This is a genomic window from Corynebacterium sp. HMSC070E08 (genome assembly GCF_001808895.1).
Taxonomy (GTDB): Bacteria; Actinomycetota; Actinomycetes; order Mycobacteriales; family Mycobacteriaceae; genus Corynebacterium; species Corynebacterium hiratae.
Genome location: NZ_KV794798.1, coordinates 19,793 through 36,189, shown reverse-complemented (window position 1 = coordinate 36,189; position 16,397 = coordinate 19,793). Strand labels below are relative to the sequence as shown.

Below are 16,397 nucleotides of genomic sequence, written 5' to 3'. Positions count from 1 at the left end.
CTCTCCCACTCCACATGGCTAGCCTGGGCGGCGGCCATGGTCTTTATCAAACCTTGCTCGCTGCTCGCCGCACGGGCGCGGAGGCAATCTCCGCCATCGTCACCGTGGCCGATGACGGCGGTTCATCCGGCCGGTTGCGCCGCGAGATGGACATTATTCCGCCGGGTGATTTGCGCATGGCGCTCGCCGCTTTATCCAGTGATACGGAGGATGGCCAGCTGTGGGCTGAGACGCTTCAGCATCGCTTCCAGAGCACCGGAGCGATGGCCGGCCACGCCGTGGGCAACCTCCTCATCGCTGGACTCACTGAGGTGTTGGGGGATTTCCAGGCGGCTCTCGATGCCGTTGCCCGCTTAACGGAGTCGGCCGGCCGGGTACTGCCAGCCGTGAACTTACCTCTGGAGATTGAGGCGGATGTTACTGGGCTTGACGACGACCCCCGTATCATTCGCTCGGTCCGCGGCCAGGTGGCTGTTGCATCGACCGTGGGGCAGGTGCGCCGGGTGCGCATCATTCCGGAGAAGCCTCGGGCCAACCCGGAAACCATTAGCGCGCTGCACGACGCGGACCTGATCACCCTAGGTCCTGGTTCCTGGTTTAGTTCCGTTCTCCCACACGTCCTGGTGCCGGATATCGTCGACGCGATTACCTCGTCGGATGCTCTCCGCGTGGTGGTGCTCAATCTTTCTGCTGAGCCGGGTGAGACCCAAGGTTTTTCTGCCGAGCGCCACCTGCATGTCCTAGCGCAGCACGCCCCGAGCCTGCGGGTAGACCGCGTTATCGTCGACGCATCCGGGCTTCCGAACGAGTCGGAGCGAGTCTTTGTCCAGCGCGCCGCCAGTGTTCTGGGCGCTACGGCAGTCTTCCGAGACGTGTGCCAATACGACGAGGACGGAAGGTCGATTAATAAGCACTGCCCAGACAAGCTGGCGCAGGTGCTCACCGAGCTTTACGCCGAGTATGCCGCCGATCGCGATGGCACAGCGGGAGCCCCAGACGCTCATCGCGGTTAAGCGCGCGATAGACTATGGGGCATTCATCGTTCACCGCCGCGTCTCGCCCACGCCAATCTGCGCGGTGCGCTACGTCCACGAGTTGAAAGGGGAGGCACGAGGTGTCTGCGTCATTGACCGATCAGGTCAAGGAGGAACTTACGGCGGTGTCCGTGCCGCGCCAGTCCGCCCGCGCGGCGGAGGTTGCCGCGATCCTCAGGTTCGCTGGCGAACTCCACATCACCGGGGACCGCGTGATGTACGAGGTGGAACTGGAGTCGCAGAGCGTAGCGAACCGCCTCGTCACCGCACTCGATGAGCTCTATTCGATTTCCGCCAGCACCCACGTCGCTGGACCCGCGGCTTCGTCCAAGAAGAGTCGCGTGCAAGTGCGCATCACCACCGGTGCCAAGGAACTGACCAGACGCCTTGGTTTGGTAACACGCTCCGGCCACCCCGTGGTGGGTTTGCCTCCACAAGTCATCTCTGGTTCTGTAGCCGATAATGAAGCAGCCTGGCGCGGCGCCTTCTTGGCGCAAGGTTCCTTGACCGAACCGGGCCGCTCCTCAGCGCTTGAGGTGACCTGCCCATGCCAGGAGGCTGCACTCGCTCTTGTCGGCTGCGCGCGCCGTTTGGGCGTGGCGGCGAAGACAAAGGAAACGCGCGGCGCGGACCGCGTCGTCGTGCGCGACGGCGATGCCATTGGCGCGCTGCTGACCCGTATGGGCGCCCAAGAGACGCGCCTGACATGGGAAAAGAAGCGGATCCAGAGAGAAGCCCACGATACGTCTCGCCGTCTCGATAATTTCGATGATGCCAACTTGCGCCGCTCTGCCCGCGCGGCCGTGACGGCTGCAGCACGCGTCGAACGCGCGATGGTCATCTTGGGCGATGACGTTCCGGAGCATCTCGCGGATGCCGGCCGCTTGCGCGTGCAGCATCGTGAGGCCTCTTTGGAAGAGCTCGGCCGCTTGGCTGATCCGCCTATGACTAAGGATGCGGTGGCCGGGCGTATTCGGCGCCTTTTGTCTATGGCGGACAAGCGTGCCAAGGAGCTTGGGGTCCCAGATACGACGAAGGCCGTCACCGAGGATCTTTTCGAAGAGTCCTAGTTACTCGTGCCCGTTCGGGCATTAGACGGGGTATCACGCCCGATTTCCGTGCGGCTGTTGCCGCATTTCTTTTTGGATTAATCCGCTCTTTTTTGCTTTAGTGAGATATCCCACCCCGCAGTGAAAGTCCCCAACATAATCCCACACAAACGGGCATAACTGCAGGTGTATAGCTCGAGGGTTGTCTCAAATTCTCTGCGACGGCCCAACCACTATACGCCTCTTTTTGGCGTCGTGCGACCACTCGCGTTGGGGACCGGCAGGAGCACTGCGGGATGCAGAAACCGTGGGTACTATCGGCCGTGTTGGGAAAACCACCGAGCACGTCACGGAAGTGGCAGGGGCAACGGTTCCGCAAGAACGGTCCACCGCACTGCCTATAAAGACAAAGTCTCGGAAGCCCCCACGATAGAACTTCACTCGATTATTTGAGGAGACATTACAGTGACCATTCGCGTAGGTATCAACGGATTTGGCCGCATCGGCCGCAACTTCTTCCGTGCAGTCGCACAGGGCAACAATGACCTCGAGGTCGTCGCAGTCAACGACCTGACCGACAACGCAACCCTGGCCAACCTGCTCAAGTACGACTCGGTTCTGGGCCGCTTCGACGGTGAGATCCAGCACGACGACGAGTCCATCACCGTCAACGGTCACAAGATTGCAGTCTCCGCAGAGCGCGATCCGAAGAACCTGAACTGGGGCGAGCACAACGTCGACATCGTCATCGAGTCCACCGGTTTCTTCACCGATGGTGAGGCCGCCAAGGCTCACATTGAGGCCGGCGCCAAGAAGGTCATCATCTCTGCTCCGGGCAAGAACGTCGACGCAACCTTCGTCTACGGCGTTAACTCCGATGAGTACGACGCTGAGAAGCACAACGTCATCTCCGCCGCATCCTGCACCACCAACTGCCTGGCCCCGATGGCCAAGGTCCTCCACGAGAAGTTCGGTATCGAGAAGGGCCTGATGACCACCATCCACGCCTACACCGGTGACCAGCGCATCCAGGATGCTCCGCACCGCGACCTGCGCCGCGCCCGCGCCGCAGCCGTCAACATGGTTCCGACCTCCACTGGTGCAGCAAAGGCCGTCTCCCTGGTTCTCCCAGAGCTGGAGGGCAAGCTCGACGGCTACGCAATGCGCGTTCCGACCATCACCGGTTCCGCCACGGACCTGACCTTCCAGGCATCCCGCGACGTCACCGCTGAGGAAATCAACGCTGCTATCAAGGAAGCCGCCACCGGCGAGTTCGGCGAGACCCTGGGTTACACCGAGGATCCGATTGTCTCCACCGACATCATCACCGACTCCCACGGCTGCATCTTCGATGCGGGCATGACCAAGGTTTCCAACGGCAACTTCGTCAAGGTCCTTGGCTGGTACGACAACGAGTGGGGTTACACCAGCCAGCTCGTGCGCACCACCTCCCTGGTTGCCTCCAAGCTCTAAAGCTGACTCTTTAGAATGACCACAGTGAACCAAGCTGTGATCGCCTGTGACAGCTCCACAGGCTAGACACCGGCCCATGCGCCACGCCTCACCCTCCATAATTTCGTGGCGTGCGCTGGGCCGATAGTCGTTTATAAGGAACCAGCACACTTTCCCATTGAATAGCATTAACCTTTAGCTTGAGTACCTACTTTTAAGGAGAACATCATGGCTTTCAAGACTCTGGACGACCTGCTCGCAGAAGGCGTCTCCGGCCGCCACGTCCTCGTCCGTTCTGACTTCAACGTCCCACTTGATGATGAAGGAAACATCACCGACTCCGGCCGCATCACCGCTTCCTTGCCGACAATCAAGGCCTTGATTGAAGGCGGTGCGAAGGTCATCCTGTCGGCGCACTTGGGCCGCCCGAAGGGCGAGGTCAACCCGAAGTACTCGCTGGCCCCAGTAGCAGAAGCTCTGTCTGAGGCACTGGATCAGTATGTCGCCCTCGCCGGGGATGTCAGCGGCGAGGACGCCCACGAGCGCGCTAACGGTCTCAACGAGGGCGATGTCCTGTTGCTGGAGAATGTCCGCTTCGATCCACGCGAGACCTCGAAGGACGAGGCAGAGCGCGGCGCCTTCGCTGACGAACTCGTCGCTCTGGCTGCAGACAACGGTGCTTTCGTCTCCGATGGTTTCGGTGTCGTTCACCGCGCACAGGCGTCCGTGTACGACGTGGCTAAGCGCCTGCCTGCTTACGCCGGCAAGCTCGTGCAGAAGGAAGTGGAAACCCTGGCGGCGGTAGCAGAGAAGCCAGAGCACCCGTACGTTGTCGTTCTTGGCGGCGCCAAGGTATCCGACAAGCTTGGTGTGATTGAGGCGCTTGCCGGTAAGGCCGACAACGTCATCATCGGCGGCGGAATGTGCTACACCCTCCTGGCAGCACAGGGCTACAACGTCCAGAACTCCCTGCTGCAGGAAGACCAGATCGACAATTGCAAGGAGCTGCTGGAGCGCTTCGGCGACAAGATCGTCCTGCCGGTCGACCTCGTCGCTGCCACCGAGTTCAATGCCGATGCAGAAAATAAGGTTGTGGGCCTCGACGGTATCCCGGAGGGATGGATGTCCCTCGATATCGGACCGGAATCGGTGAAGAAGTTCGATGAGGTCATCGCTTCCTCCAAGACCGTCTTCTGGAACGGCCCGATGGGTGTCTTCGAGATGGAAGCCTTCTCCAAGGGCACCGCAGGTGTGGCGCAGTCCATCATCGATGCCACGGCCAAGAATGGTTCCTTCACCGTCGTGGGTGGCGGTGACTCCGCAGCTTCCGTCCGACTGCTCGGCCTCGACGAGGACGGCTTCTCCCACATCTCCACCGGTGGTGGTGCTTCCCTGGAGTTCCTGGAAGGCAAGGAGCTGCCGGGCGTCAAGGTCCTGGAATCCTAATCAACCATCCTCCCAACACAGTCTGACTTCGAGAAAGGTAATCATGGCACGTACCCCGCTTATCGCTGGTAACTGGAAGATGAACCTCGACCACAAGGAAGCTATCGGCTCCCTCCAGAAGTTCGCTTTCTCCTTGCCGAAGGAATACTACGAAAAGGTCGACGTGGCTTTCATGGTCCCGTTCACCGACATCCGCACGGTCCAGACGCTTGTCGACGGCGACGACCTGCAGTTCACCTACGGCGCGCAGGACATCTCCAAGCACGAGTCCGGCGCCTACACCGGTGAGGTATCCGGCAAGATGCTCTCCGCCCTGGGCTGCTCCTGGGCAGTAGTGGGCCACTCCGAGCGCCGCGAGTACCACGGCGAAACCGATAAGCTCGTCGCAGAAAAGGCTGCCGCAGCGTTGGCCAACGGCATCAGCCCCATCGTGTGCGTCGGCGAGCCCCTGGATGTCCGCGAGAAGGGCACTCACATCGATTACGTGGTGACCCAGACCCGCAACTCCCTGGAGGGCCTGTCCGCTGAGGATCTGGCAAAGACCGTCATCGCTTATGAACCTGTCTGGGCTATCGGCACCGGCAAGGTTGCTTCTGCCGAGGATGCGCAGGAAGTGTGCGCAGCTATTCGTCAGCTCGTCCGCGAGCTCGGCGGCGACGAGGTTGCCGAAGGCATCCGCATCCTCTACGGCGGCTCCGTCAAGGTGGACTCTATCGCGGAGATCGTGGGCAAGCCCGACGTTGACGGTGGTCTCGTCGGCGGCGCCTCCCTCAAGGGCGAAGAGTTCGCAAAGCTGGCGGCTAACGCCGCCCAGGGCGCCTAATCTCCCCGCATCCTGCCGTGGCGGGTCGGAATAGTTTCTGGCCCGCCACGTGGTGTATCATCGAGGATTATTGCGCGCGCTGACTTCGCGCCCTTTTCCCACGCGTGACGGTGGCTCACCACGGTGATTCACTAACGCGCGTCATACTCACTGTACATACGCGTAAACAAGGAACTACTTCATGATCTTGGCACTGGAAATCCTCCTCGTGATTGCCGCAATCTTGATGACTATCTTCGTGCTGCTGCACAAAGGTAAAGGTGGTGGCCTGTCGAGCCTTTTCGGCGGCGGCGTACAGTCCAACCTCTCTGGTTCCACCGTGGTAGAGAAGAACCTTGACCGCTACACCGTGGTCATGGTGGTTATCTGGCTTGCCTGCATCGTGGCTCTGAACCTGCTGCAGGCTTATAGCTAAAAGGTCCCGCCGCACACATACGCCAAACGCCGCGTCCCTTCTCCAACAAAGGTGAAGGACGCGGCGTTGTAGTTTTCGTCGGAGCCCTAGAGAAGCCGCCGGGGAGCTGTTGTTAGAGACGCTGCGCGGCATCCTCGCTTAAGAACAGCAGCGTTTCCTCAGTGCCCTGAGCACCTGCGGCCGGCCAGTCCTCAGCCGCAGCGCCAGCCACGAGGTGGCAGACAGCCTCGGCCTTCTCCTCACCAGAAACCAGGAACCAAATGCGCTGGGAGCGGTTGATGGCCGGGTAAGTCAACGTCACGCGCTCAGAAGGCGGCTTGGGGGAGTCGTGGACCGCGAAAGCATAGTCGGTGTCTTCATAGACTGCTTCTGAATGCGGGAACAGGGAGTTAATGTGGCCTTCGTGACCCATGCCCAGCAGGTGAATATCGAAGCCTTCCGGCGCAAAGTCACGGATCTCGCCCTCATAGGCTTGTGCTGCGTGCTCCATGGATACGGCTCCCAGGTCATAGCCGTGAATGTGGCGCTCCGGGATATCCACGTGTGCCAAGAGAGCCTCACGGGCTTGGCCCTCGTTAGAGTCCGGATCGCTCACCGGCACGTTGCGCTCATCGCCAAAGAAAACATGGATGCGCGTCCAGTCCACCGCCAATGCTGGGTAGTCGCTGCCTTGCTGTTGTGCGGCGTCGTGAAGCCGCGCCAGCTCGCGCAACATACCTATTCCTGCTCCGCCACCGGTGAGCACGACGCGGGCGACACCATCCTTGTGGAGGCCGCCGCCTGGGGCTTGAATCGCCGCAACCGTCTCAATAAAGGCGAGTGCGGCGGAGGATATGAGCTCGTCGATGTCGCTAACGCGGCGAAGCGTGACCATGGTGCAGAAAGATCCTTCTGAATGATGAGACTAGGAAACGATGAAATGATTATGCCTACACACTGTAGTCCACGCGGGCTAAGGCGCGGAGAGCGTGAGCGTATGTCTTATCCGCATCGAGATGGCGGAGTTCTTCCGAGAGCACTTCTGCTTCGGAACGCACCGCGAGGCTAACGAGTGATTCCGGGGAGCCCGGAACACTGACCTCCACTGTCGCAGGGTCAACGACAGCGACGCTAACATCGGCAGTGGGACGTTGGAAAACCACCGAGGTAATCGGGAAGGTACCCTCCGCGCAGTCCGACACGGTACGGGTAACGGGGACGGAGAGGGCGTCGAGAAGCCAGCCGGCAGCAAAGTCGACGGCGGCGTGGTGCTCGGCACCGGAGATCTTCACAGAGGTGATCGGCTCGTGCGGGAACCTGTCGAGGGCCGAAGCGACGATACCGCGCCAGAGGGTGATGGCACCCCACGACATGTCGGAATCTCCGGGCTTATAGCCAGAGGAGAGCACGTGGAGGTCATACTGATCGACGCCACTGCCGAAGGCAACGTTGGTAATACGGCGCTGGGCCAGCGCACCGATCGGAACAGAGGACGGGGACGGCGGGCATGCCGTAGGCCACCACGCCACGATTGGCGTATCTGGAAGAAGCAGGGGAGTTACCACCGCTTCTGCCTGATCCGCGAGGGCGCCATGCAGGTGCATGACGACGATCTCCGAGGCACCCGCTTCGCCACCGACGCGCAACTCGGCGTCGAGCCGAGTGTCCTCGTCGAGATTTCCAGTAGCGATGACGATGACACGGGAAGGGTGCTCGTGGGAGGCATCGCGCACCGATGCGAGCAGGTTGTCCAGGTCATCGCCCTCTTCGGTCATGACGATGAGCGTGAGGACCCGGCCGGTCGTGAGCGTGTAGTGCTCCTGCATCTCTACAAGCTTCTTAGAGATCTTGCGCGTCGTCGTATCGGGCAAGGGGATAATCATAAGGCCATTCCTCCTAAGGACCTACGGACGGCGCCAGGAATGACCCCGGCGGCGCAGCATTCTATTAGCGGACTCCGGCCCCCACGTGCCAGCGCGGTATTGCTCCGGCTGTCCGATACTGGACCAGTACTCAATGATGGGGTCGAGGATGGACCACGACAGCTCCACTTCCTCGTTGGTGGGGAAGAGGGAGGACTCGTCCAAGAGGGCGTCGAGAATCAGGCGCTCATAGGCTTCCGGCGATTCTTCCGTAAAGGCCTCGGCATAGGCGAAGTCCATGTTGACGTCACGCACCTCCATGGTGGAGCCCGGAACCTTGGAACCAAAGCGCATGGTGACGCCTTCATCAGGTTGGACGCGGATCACCACGGCATTTTGGCCCAGCGCATCGGCTTGGCCCTGATCAAAAGGCTGGTGCGGGGCGGTCTTAAACACCAGTGCAATCTCGGTTACGCGGCGGCCCAGCCGCTTGCCGGTACGCAGGTAGAAAGGAACGCCCGCCCAGCGACGGGAATTAACCTCGAGGGTGCACGCGGCATAGGTCTCCGTCGTGGATTCCGGATCGAATCCTTCCTCCTCCCGCAGGCCCTTGACATACTCTGAGCCCTGCCAGCCGGCGGAGTACTGGCCGCGGGCGGTGGTCTTGTTAAGCGGGTGCACCGCATTGGTAGCGCGCAGCACCTTGATCTTTTCCGCCTGGAGCGCCTCTGGGTCGAAGGAGGAGGGTTCCTCCATGGCGACGAGGGCTAGTAGCTGCAGGAGGTGATTCTGGATGACGTCGCGCGCAGCGCCGATGCCGTCGTAATAGCCGGCACGTCCGCCCAATCCGATGTCTTCGGCCATCGTGATCTGCACGTGATCGATGTAGTGCGCGTTCCACATCGGCTCGAAGATCTGGTTGGCGAAGCGCAGCGCCATGATGTTCTGCACTGTTTCCTTGCCCAGGTAATGATCGATGCGGAACACCGAAGACTCCGGGAAGACGGCATTGACGATCTCATTGAGCTGGCGCGCGGAAGCCTGATCGTGGCCGAAAGGTTTTTCAATGATGACGCGGCGCCAGGAGCTTTCCGTGCTGTCCGCCATGCCGACGCGCTCTAGCTGGTGGCAAATATCGGAGAAGAACTCTGGCGGAACCGAAAGATAATAGGCCCAGTTTCCACCGGTGCCGCGGGAAGCGTTGAGCTCAGACAACCGGGCGGAGAGCCTATCAAAGCCAGCGTCGTCGAAGTTGCCTTGGACAAACTCGATTCCTTTGGCGAGGTGCTCCCACACATGCTCACTGAAGGTCGTTCGGGCACCCGCCTCGGCGGCCTCGCGGACGTAGTCGCAAAAGGCTTGCTTGTCCCAGTCGCGGCGGCCGTAGCCCACCAGCGTGAAGCCGGCGGGCAGCAGCCCTCGGTTGGCTAGGTCGTAGATGGCAGGGAGGAGCTTCTTGCGCGCCAAGTCACCCGTGACGCCGAAAATCACCATGCCGGATGGCCCGGCGATACGTGGCAGGCGTTTGTCCTTCGCGTCGCGCAACGGGTTGACCCACGCGCTGGTAGTGCTCACTAAGTGTCCTTTCGGTCTGTGTGAGATAAGTCCAACAGCTCAGCATAGCGACACGCGCCCCGCCGGCCACAGTTGCATGGCCGTTGGTGGCGCGCGCCGATGGTGAGCACTTAAAACCTCATGCTCTTTTAGGAGAGGCGGTCTGTCATCGAGGCAAGCAGTTCCTCCCATGCATCGACGAACTTGTCGACGCCCTCCTGCTCGAGCACGGTGAAAACATCGGCGAAGTCGATGCCGACAGCCTCCAGCTGTGCCCATACCTTCTCTGCGTCGTCAGAAGCTTCAGTCAGCGTATCGCCGTGCAGGTTCCCCTGCGCAAGAACCGCATCAATGGTTTTCTCGGGCATCGTGTTGACGGTCTCCGGCCCAGCGAGCTCGGAAACGTACAAGGTGGCAGGGTAGTCAGGGTTTTTGACTCCCGTCGACGCCCACAGCGGCCGCTGCGGGTGGGCGCCGGAAGGCAAGTCGCTACCGTTGTCCTTGAACTCCTTCAGGAAAAGCGCATAGGCGCGTTGGGCGTTGGCCACGCCGGCCTTTCCACGCAGCGCGAGGGCTTCATCAGAGCCGTTCAACTCGAGGCGCTTGTCGACTTCGGTGTCCAAGCGGGAGACAAAGAAGGAGGCCACGGAGTGAATAGTGGAGACATCCTTACCTGCTTCGGCGGCGCGCTGAATTCCCTCCTTGTAGGCGGCAATCACCTGTGCGTAGCGCTCCACAGAGAAGATCAGGGTGACGTTGACGGAAATACCTTCTGCCAGAGCATCGGAGATGGCGGGCAAGGAACCGTCGGTTGCCGGGATCTTGATCATGAGGTTGGGGCGGTTAACCTTGGCCCACAGCTCGCGGGCCTGTGCCAAGGTTGCCTCCGCATCCGCAGAGATTCGTGGATCAACCTCGATGGACACCCGCCCATCCCGGCCATCGGTTGATTCATAGATCTCGGTGAAGAGATCGCAGGCATTGCGGACATCGTCTATGGCGAGCAAGTACACCGCGTCGTCCGCGGTAGCGGACTTTTCTTTCAGCGCTGCGATGTCGGCATCGTAGGAGGTGCCGGAGGACATTGCGGCAGCAAAGATTGCCGGGTTCGTGGTGACACCCACGATGGACTTGGTGTCGAGGAGTTCGCGGAGGTTGCCGGAATCCAAGCGCTCGCGGGAAAGATCATCGAGCCACGTCGAGGTACCGAGACGGGCCAGCTCATCAATATGTGTCATGGTGTGTGCAGGGTCCTTTCGTAATGGACAGCAGTAGGGGGTTAGCCTGCCTGAGCAGCGGTGAGGGACTCGCGGGCGGCGTCAGCGACGGCCTCGGCAGTGAAGCCGAACTTCTCAAAGAGTTCCGCTGCAGGTGCGGAAGCGCCGAAGTGCTCCAAGGACACGGTGCGGCCGAAGAAACCGGTGTACTTGTGCCACGGCATGGAGATACCGGCCTCGACGGAAACACGCGCGCGCACCGAGGAGGGGAGGACGGACTCGCGGTAGGAAGCGTCCTGCTCGTCGAACCACTCTAGGCACGGCGCGGACACCACGCGGGTCGCGGTACCGTCCGCCTCGAGTTGCTTGGCGGCCTCCACGGCGAGCTGTACCTCGGAGCCGGTGGCGATAAGAATCACGTCCGGGGTTTCCTTCGATGCCTCAACGAGGACGTAGGCGCCGCGGCGCACACCTTCGGCAGCCTTCTCCTTGGTTCCTTCGAGTACAGGCAGGTTCTGGCGGGACAGAGCGAGGCCCTTCGGAGCGGCCTTGTACTCAAGGGCCGCCGCCCACGCCTGGGCGGTCTCGTTGGCATCTGCCGGGCGGATGACGGAGAGGTTGGGGATGGCGCGCAGGGCAGCGAGCGTTTCCACTGGCTGGTGGGTCGGGCCGTCTTCGCCCAGCCCGATGGAATCGTGCGTCCAGACGTAGTAGGTATCGGTGGACATGAGCGCGCCGAGGCGGACAGCCGGGTACTGGTACTCAGAGAAGATGAGGAAGGTACCACCGTAGACGCGGGTATTGCCGTGCAGTGCAATGCCGTTCATGACTGCGGACATGGCGTGTTCGCGGATGCCGAAGTGCAGGTTGCGGCCGTAGGGGGTGGCAGTCCAAGTATCGGTGGTGATGGACTCTGGGCCGAAGGAATCTGCGCCCTTGATCACCGTGTTGTTGGAGCCTGCCAGATCGGCGGAGCCGCCCCACATCTCCGGCAGGGAGGCTGCCAGTGCTTGGATGGCGGCCTCGGAAGCCTTGCGCGTGGCCAAGGACTCGCCCGCTTCCCATGTCGGAAGTTCTGCGGCGAAGTCAGCCGGCAGCTCGCGAGCCTGGAGGCGGTCGAAGAGCTTCTTCTCCTCCGGGTTGGCAGCTGCCCACGCGTCAAACTTTTCCTGCCACTCTGCGTGCTTCGCGGCACCGCGAGTGGTCAGCTCGCGGGTGTGTGCGAGGACTTCCTCGTCGATGTGGAAGGACTGCGCCGGATCGAAGCCGAGGACCTCCTTGGTGGCGGCTACCTCATCCTCGCCAAGAGCTGCACCGTGGACGCCACCGGTGTTCATCTTGTTCGGTGCCGGGTAACCAATCACGGTCTTAACTCGGATGAAGGAGGGGCGGGAGGTTTCGGCGCGTGCCGCGGCGGCAGCTGCTTCGATGGCTTCGACATCTTCGCCGGACTCCACGGTCTGCACGTGCCAGCCATAGGCCTCGTAACGCTTAGCCACGTCCTCGTTGAAGGCAATGTTGGTGTCGTCCTCAATGGAGATGCGGTTGTCATCCCAGAAGACGATGAGATTGCCCAGCTTCTGGGTGCCCGCCAAGGAAGAAGCCTCAGCGGTGACACCCTCTTGCAAGTCACCGTCGGAGGCGATGACGTAAACGAAGTGATCGAAGGGGGATTCGCCGGCCGGGGCCGAGGCATCGAACAGGCCGCGCTCTTTGCGTGCGGCCATTGCCATGCCGACCGCGGACGCCAAGCCTTGGCCCAGGGGACCGGTGGTGATCTCGACGCCATCGGTGTGGTGAACCTCGGGGTGGCCCGGAGTCTTCGAGCCCCAGGTGCGCAGCGACTTGAGATCCTCCATCTCGAGACCGAAACCGCCGAGGAAGAGCTGGATGTACTGCGTCAGGGAAGAGTGTCCAACGGAGAGTACGAAGCGGTCGCGCCCTGCCCAGTGAACATCGGCCGGATCGTGGTTAAGCACGCGCTGGTAGAGCGTGTAGGCCAGCGGTGCCAGGGACATGGCGGTACCGGGATGGCCGGAGCCGCAATTCTGGACGGCGTCGGCAGCTAGGACGCGCACGGTATCCACGGCGCGAGTATCGAGGTCACTCCAGTCCGAAGGATAACGGCGCTCAACCATAGCCTGCAGTTCCGGGGACAACTTTTCGTTCGACACGGCGAAAACCTCACTTCGCTTCTGGAAACAGATATACCGTTAATCAGTGTAAAGGTTTTTCGATCTTCGGCGGGGGATTATATAAACCAGGTTTCGGGCGGTAGTCTGGCATGGTTGACGCTGTTGCCCCGCTGCCAGCCAGTGGGCGGCGACTATCCCCGAAGAACGCTTGGGGGATTCGCCACGAAGTTCTCGGGAACTTTTTGGCGCGGGCAGCCGACCAGTACGTCAGACCCATAAGCCATACACCCACGTGCCGGATATACGGAGGATTGTTCCTTGGAGACCATCAAGGCCTATTTTGCGCTAACGAAACCGAGGATCATTGAGCTCCTCCTCGTGGCGGCAATTCCGGCTATGCTCCAGGCGCAGCGTGGATTCGAGGCAGTGTCCTCCAACTTCTGGCTCATCGTCTCCACCATCTTCGGTGGATGGATGGGTGCCGCGGCTGCCCACACGTTCAATAACGTCGTCGATTATGAGATCGACCAGAAGATGCAGCGCACCCGTGCCCGGCCGCTAGTGCGCAAGACCATCTCGCGGCGCAATGCCGCGATCTTCGCGTGGATCATGTTGGCGCTATCCGTCTTTTGGCTGGGTGTGTTAGCTAACTCGTGGTTGGCCGCGTTCTTCGTGCTCTTGACCAACTTCTTTTATGTCATCGTCTACACGAAGTTCCTCAAGATGCGGAACTCCCAGAACATCGTCTGGGGTGGCCTCGCTGGCTGTATGCCCGCCATGGTGGGTTGGGCCGTCATTCGTGATAATGCACCGGCAGGGGAGCCGGACCGTTGGTGGCAGGCCGTGGTGCTGTTCCTCATTATCTTCTTCTGGACCCCGCCCCACACGTGGGCGCTGGCGATGAAGTACAAGGAGGACTACCGCAAGGCTGGGGTGCCGATGCTGCCCGTCGTTGCCGGGGAAGTAGAGGTGACCCGCCAAATCGTGTGGTACACGATCGGCACGGTTATCGTGACCTTCCTTATCATCCCTGCGGCCTCGTGGATCTACTTGGTGGCCGCGGTGTCTTCCGGCGCGGTCTTCCTTTGGATGGCGATTCGTCTGCACCAAGGGGTAAAGAAGGGCGCAAAGGTCAAGCCCATGCGCCTGTTTATTTACTCCAACAACTACCTGTCGGTTCTCTTTATCGGCCTGTCCATCGACGCCGTCGTGGGCTGGGAGCCCATCGGGCGCATGCTGGGATGGTCGGCCGCGCTGTTCTAGCGAGCTAGTCTTCGCGTACCCGGAGGACGATCGAGCCTGTGGTCTTGCGCTCTTGGAGGTCGCGGTGGGCCTGAGCAGCTTCGGCGAGCGGATACTCCGCGGAGATGCGGAAGTCGAGGTCGCCATCGATGACCGCCTGCACCACTGCCTGGGCGCGCATCTGGAACTCGCCTTCCTGGGAGGTCCAGGCGCCGAGTGAGGGGCGGGTGAGGAAGATGGAGCCGTGCTTGTTCAGCAGCTGCGGGTCCATCGGCGGGACGGGGCCCGACGCGGCACCGAAGAGCGCTACCGTGCCGCGTGGTCGTACAACCTCAAGGGATTCACCGAAGGTGGCTTTGCCGACGCCGTCGTAGACCACGTCCACGCCGCGCCCACCGTTGTGACGACGCACCTGCTCGGCCAAGCCGCTGCTGTAGCGGAACACGTGGTCTGCGCCCGCGCCATAGGCCAGCTCTTCCTTCTCATCCGTGGAGACCACGGAATAGACGGTGGCGCCCAGGGACTTCGCCATCTGGGTGAGGATCAAGCCCACGCCGCCTGCACCGGCAGTGATCAGACAGGATGCTCCTTCCCCTAGCTGATACACACCGTGGGTGAGGTAGTGCGCCGTCATGCCCTGCAGGAGCATCGAACCGGCGACGGCGGAGGGAATCTCGTCGGGGACGGCCACCACGCGGTCGCGCGGCACGCAGACCTGCTCCGCATAGGAGCCGAAAGCGTGATCCCAGGCCACCATCGTGCCCGGGGCGATTTCTCCCTGGGGGTCGTGCACAACGCGTCCGGTTCCTTCGAGACCGATGATGAAAGGCACGGAGGCGTTGTAGATGCCTTCGCGGTAGTAGGTGTCGATGTAGTTGACACCGGCCACGGAGACGTCGACAAGCAACTGCTCCTTCGTCGGCGTGGGGGATTCTACCTCGGCGTAGGTGAGGACCTCGGGCCCTCCGGTCGTGGTCACCTGAATAGCATGCATGGTGTCTAGGCTAAACGAAGCACAGGCACCCGCGCAGCAAAAAGCACCGCCATCCTCACTTCCTGGTGAGAACGGCGGCGCTACGAGTACCTGTTGTAGTGGCTTTACTGGCTCCGCTGACTCTGCTTAGCCTTGGGCGGCGGGAACGTTCTCGTCACCGCGCTGGGCAGTGCTGGCAGTAGTGCCATCCTCGTTTCCGACGCGGCGCAAGCCATGCGCCCACAGCAAGGCGGTGAAGGCCGTGACCACTGAGGACATGCCCACGTGGAAGGGGACGGTCCAGCGGGGGATGTGGAGATAGAACTGGGTGACACCGATAGCCCACTGGATGACGATGCACGCAATGAGCACCCAGCCGGCTTTCTTGGCCACCTTGGGGGCGCCGGTGCGGTGCAGGAGGAAGACCACGATGAGTGTCAGCGCTAAGTAGACGTACATGCAGACCGCGTGAATGATGGCCATGCCATAGGTGTCCACGCCGAGGCGTCCCTCCATACCCACACCGGCATCACCGGAGTGGGTACCTGAGCCAGTCACAAAGGTACCGGTCAGCAGAACGATGGACAGGGCTACTGTGGCCACCACCGCTAGGGTGCGCACGGCGGCGGGGAAGAGGCGAGTAGGGGTTCCGTCATCGGGTTCGTTGATGCGGGAGAACAGCATGGCCGCGATCCACACCAGGACCATAGATGGGAGGAAGTGAATTGCCACACTCCACCAGGAAAGCTTCAGCACCACCGACAGGGCGCCGATGAGTGCCTGCACGAAAATACCTGCGAGCCCTGCCCAGGCATAGACCTTGAGCTCCTTGCGGCGCTGCGCCTTGTGGACCACCACAATGCTGGCGATGGCCGCCGCCGCCACAACAAAAGTCAGCAGGCGGTTGCCGAACTCAATGGCCTGGTGGAGCATGGGAGCCGCGCCCTGGATGGGAACCAAGGAACCAGGGTGGCAGTTAGGCCAGGTGACGCAACCAAGGCCGGAGCCGGTTACGCGCACGATGGAACCCGATACTGTAATGCCACCCTGGCAGAGCAGGAGGATGAGCGCGACGATGCGCTGCGTCTTCACCGAGGGACCGGTGGTCGGCGCAGCGGGCGCGGTGGAATGTTGAGGAGAGGAAATATTGGCGGTACTCACGGCTATTCAGCCTACCGCCCGGCCCCATCCGGGAACCAATATCGACGGGTGGGTC

Annotated in this window: 14 protein-coding genes; 7 read left to right on the top strand and 7 right to left on the bottom strand. The window is 61.5% G+C overall.

The features are described from left to right. Nucleotides 1-14 precede the first annotated feature (14 nt). The 6 genes from yvcK to secG all read left to right on the top strand — a co-directional run bounded on the left by yvcK (nucleotide 15) and on the right by secG (nucleotide 6,219). Complete coding sequence (gene yvcK / locus HMPREF2526_RS11735; protein ID WP_070547344.1) at nucleotides 15-1,013, top strand: gluconeogenesis factor YvcK family protein; 999 nt, start codon at nucleotides 15-17, stop codon at nucleotides 1,011-1,013. A gap of 101 nt (nucleotides 1,014-1,114) precedes the next feature. Continuing rightward, complete coding sequence (gene whiA / locus HMPREF2526_RS11730) at nucleotides 1,115-2,104, top strand: DNA-binding protein WhiA (protein ID WP_046649102.1); 990 nt, start codon at nucleotides 1,115-1,117, stop codon at nucleotides 2,102-2,104. Nucleotides 2,105-2,548: 444 nt separating this feature from the next. Then, nucleotides 2,549-3,556 (top strand): type I glyceraldehyde-3-phosphate dehydrogenase, encoded by a 1,008-nt coding sequence (gene gap, locus HMPREF2526_RS11725; protein ID WP_046649103.1) that lies wholly within the window; start codon nucleotides 2,549-2,551, stop codon nucleotides 3,554-3,556. A 207-nt stretch (nucleotides 3,557-3,763) separates the two neighbouring features. Further along, nucleotides 3,764-4,981 carry a phosphoglycerate kinase gene (gene pgk / locus HMPREF2526_RS11720; protein ID WP_046649104.1) on the top strand — a complete coding sequence of 406 codons (1,218 nt, stop codon included), beginning with the start codon at nucleotides 3,764-3,766 and terminating at the stop codon, nucleotides 4,979-4,981. Nucleotides 4,982-5,024: 43 nt separating this feature from the next. After that, nucleotides 5,025-5,804 (top strand): triose-phosphate isomerase, encoded by a 780-nt coding sequence (gene tpiA, locus HMPREF2526_RS11715; RefSeq protein WP_070547343.1) that lies wholly within the window; start codon nucleotides 5,025-5,027, stop codon nucleotides 5,802-5,804. Between the two features lie 181 nt (nucleotides 5,805-5,985). Then, complete coding sequence (gene secG / locus HMPREF2526_RS11710) at nucleotides 5,986-6,219, top strand: preprotein translocase subunit SecG (RefSeq protein ID WP_046649106.1); 234 nt, start codon at nucleotides 5,986-5,988, stop codon at nucleotides 6,217-6,219. A 112-nt stretch (nucleotides 6,220-6,331) separates the two neighbouring features. Here secG and pgl read toward each other — a convergent pair whose 3' ends face one another. The 5 genes from pgl to tkt all read right to left on the bottom strand — a co-directional run bounded on the left by pgl (nucleotide 6,332) and on the right by tkt (nucleotide 12,969). Beyond that, nucleotides 6,332-7,093 carry a 6-phosphogluconolactonase gene (gene pgl, locus HMPREF2526_RS11705; protein WP_070547342.1) on the bottom strand — a complete coding sequence of 254 codons (762 nt, stop codon included), beginning with the start codon at nucleotides 7,091-7,093 and terminating at the stop codon, nucleotides 6,332-6,334. 55 nt (nucleotides 7,094-7,148) lie between these two features. Next, on the bottom strand, nucleotides 7,149-8,081 hold the full coding sequence (locus HMPREF2526_RS11700; protein ID WP_070547341.1) for a glucose-6-phosphate dehydrogenase assembly protein OpcA: 933 nt from the start codon (nucleotides 8,079-8,081) through the stop codon (nucleotides 7,149-7,151). 21 nt (nucleotides 8,082-8,102) lie between these two features. Further along, nucleotides 8,103-9,554 carry a glucose-6-phosphate dehydrogenase gene (zwf, locus tag HMPREF2526_RS11695; protein ID WP_369816149.1) on the bottom strand — a complete coding sequence of 484 codons (1,452 nt, stop codon included), beginning with the start codon at nucleotides 9,552-9,554 and terminating at the stop codon, nucleotides 8,103-8,105. Nucleotides 9,555-9,763: 209 nt separating this feature from the next. Beyond that, nucleotides 9,764-10,852 carry a transaldolase gene (gene tal, locus HMPREF2526_RS11690; RefSeq protein ID WP_070547340.1) on the bottom strand — a complete coding sequence of 363 codons (1,089 nt, stop codon included), beginning with the start codon at nucleotides 10,850-10,852 and terminating at the stop codon, nucleotides 9,764-9,766. Nucleotides 10,853-10,893: 41 nt separating this feature from the next. Then, a complete protein-coding gene (gene tkt, locus HMPREF2526_RS11685) occupies nucleotides 10,894-12,969 on the bottom strand; it encodes a transketolase (protein ID WP_210384425.1) in 2,076 nt (691 codons plus the stop codon). Between the two features lie 315 nt (nucleotides 12,970-13,284). Between tkt and HMPREF2526_RS11680 the strand changes: the two genes are divergently transcribed. Further along, complete coding sequence (locus HMPREF2526_RS11680; RefSeq protein ID WP_049157448.1) at nucleotides 13,285-14,229, top strand: heme o synthase; 945 nt, start codon at nucleotides 13,285-13,287, stop codon at nucleotides 14,227-14,229. A 4-nt stretch (nucleotides 14,230-14,233) separates the two neighbouring features. Here HMPREF2526_RS11680 and HMPREF2526_RS11675 read toward each other — a convergent pair whose 3' ends face one another. Continuing rightward, a complete protein-coding gene (locus HMPREF2526_RS11675; protein WP_049157446.1) occupies nucleotides 14,234-15,202 on the bottom strand; it encodes a quinone oxidoreductase family protein in 969 nt (322 codons plus the stop codon). Nucleotides 15,203-15,328: 126 nt separating this feature from the next. Next, nucleotides 15,329-16,342, bottom strand: a complete 1,014-nt coding sequence (locus HMPREF2526_RS11670) for a COX15/CtaA family protein (RefSeq protein WP_049157444.1) — start codon at nucleotides 16,340-16,342, stop codon at nucleotides 15,329-15,331. Between the last annotated feature and the right edge of the window lie 55 nt (nucleotides 16,343-16,397).

What these genes read in the sequence shown, in the direction of transcription:
- yvcK (WP_070547344.1), top strand. Translation starts at nt 15, where the DNA reads ATGGCTAGCCTGGGCGGCGGCCATGGTCTTTATCAAACCTTGCTCGCT.
- pgk (WP_046649104.1), top strand. Translation starts at nt 3,764, where the DNA reads ATGGCTTTCAAGACTCTGGACGACCTGCTCGCAGAAGGCGTCTCCGGC.
- tpiA (WP_070547343.1), top strand. Translation starts at nt 5,025, where the DNA reads ATGGCACGTACCCCGCTTATCGCTGGTAACTGGAAGATGAACCTCGAC.
- secG (WP_046649106.1), top strand. Translation starts at nt 5,986, where the DNA reads ATGATCTTGGCACTGGAAATCCTCCTCGTGATTGCCGCAATCTTGATG.
- pgl (WP_070547342.1), bottom strand. Translation starts at nt 7,093, where the DNA reads ATGGTCACGCTTCGCCGCGTTAGCGACATCGACGAGCTCATATCCTCC.
- HMPREF2526_RS11700 (WP_070547341.1), bottom strand. Translation starts at nt 8,081, where the DNA reads ATGATTATCCCCTTGCCCGATACGACGACGCGCAAGATCTCTAAGAAG.
- zwf (WP_369816149.1), bottom strand. Translation starts at nt 9,554, where the DNA reads ATGGTGATTTTCGGCGTCACGGGTGACTTGGCGCGCAAGAAGCTCCTC.
- tal (WP_070547340.1), bottom strand. Translation starts at nt 10,852, where the DNA reads ATGACACATATTGATGAGCTGGCCCGTCTCGGTACCTCGACGTGGCTC.
- tkt (WP_210384425.1), bottom strand. Translation starts at nt 12,969, where the DNA reads ATGGTTGAGCGCCGTTATCCTTCGGACTGGAGTGACCTCGATACTCGC.
- HMPREF2526_RS11675 (WP_049157446.1), bottom strand. Translation starts at nt 15,202, where the DNA reads ATGCATGCTATTCAGGTGACCACGACCGGAGGGCCCGAGGTCCTCACC.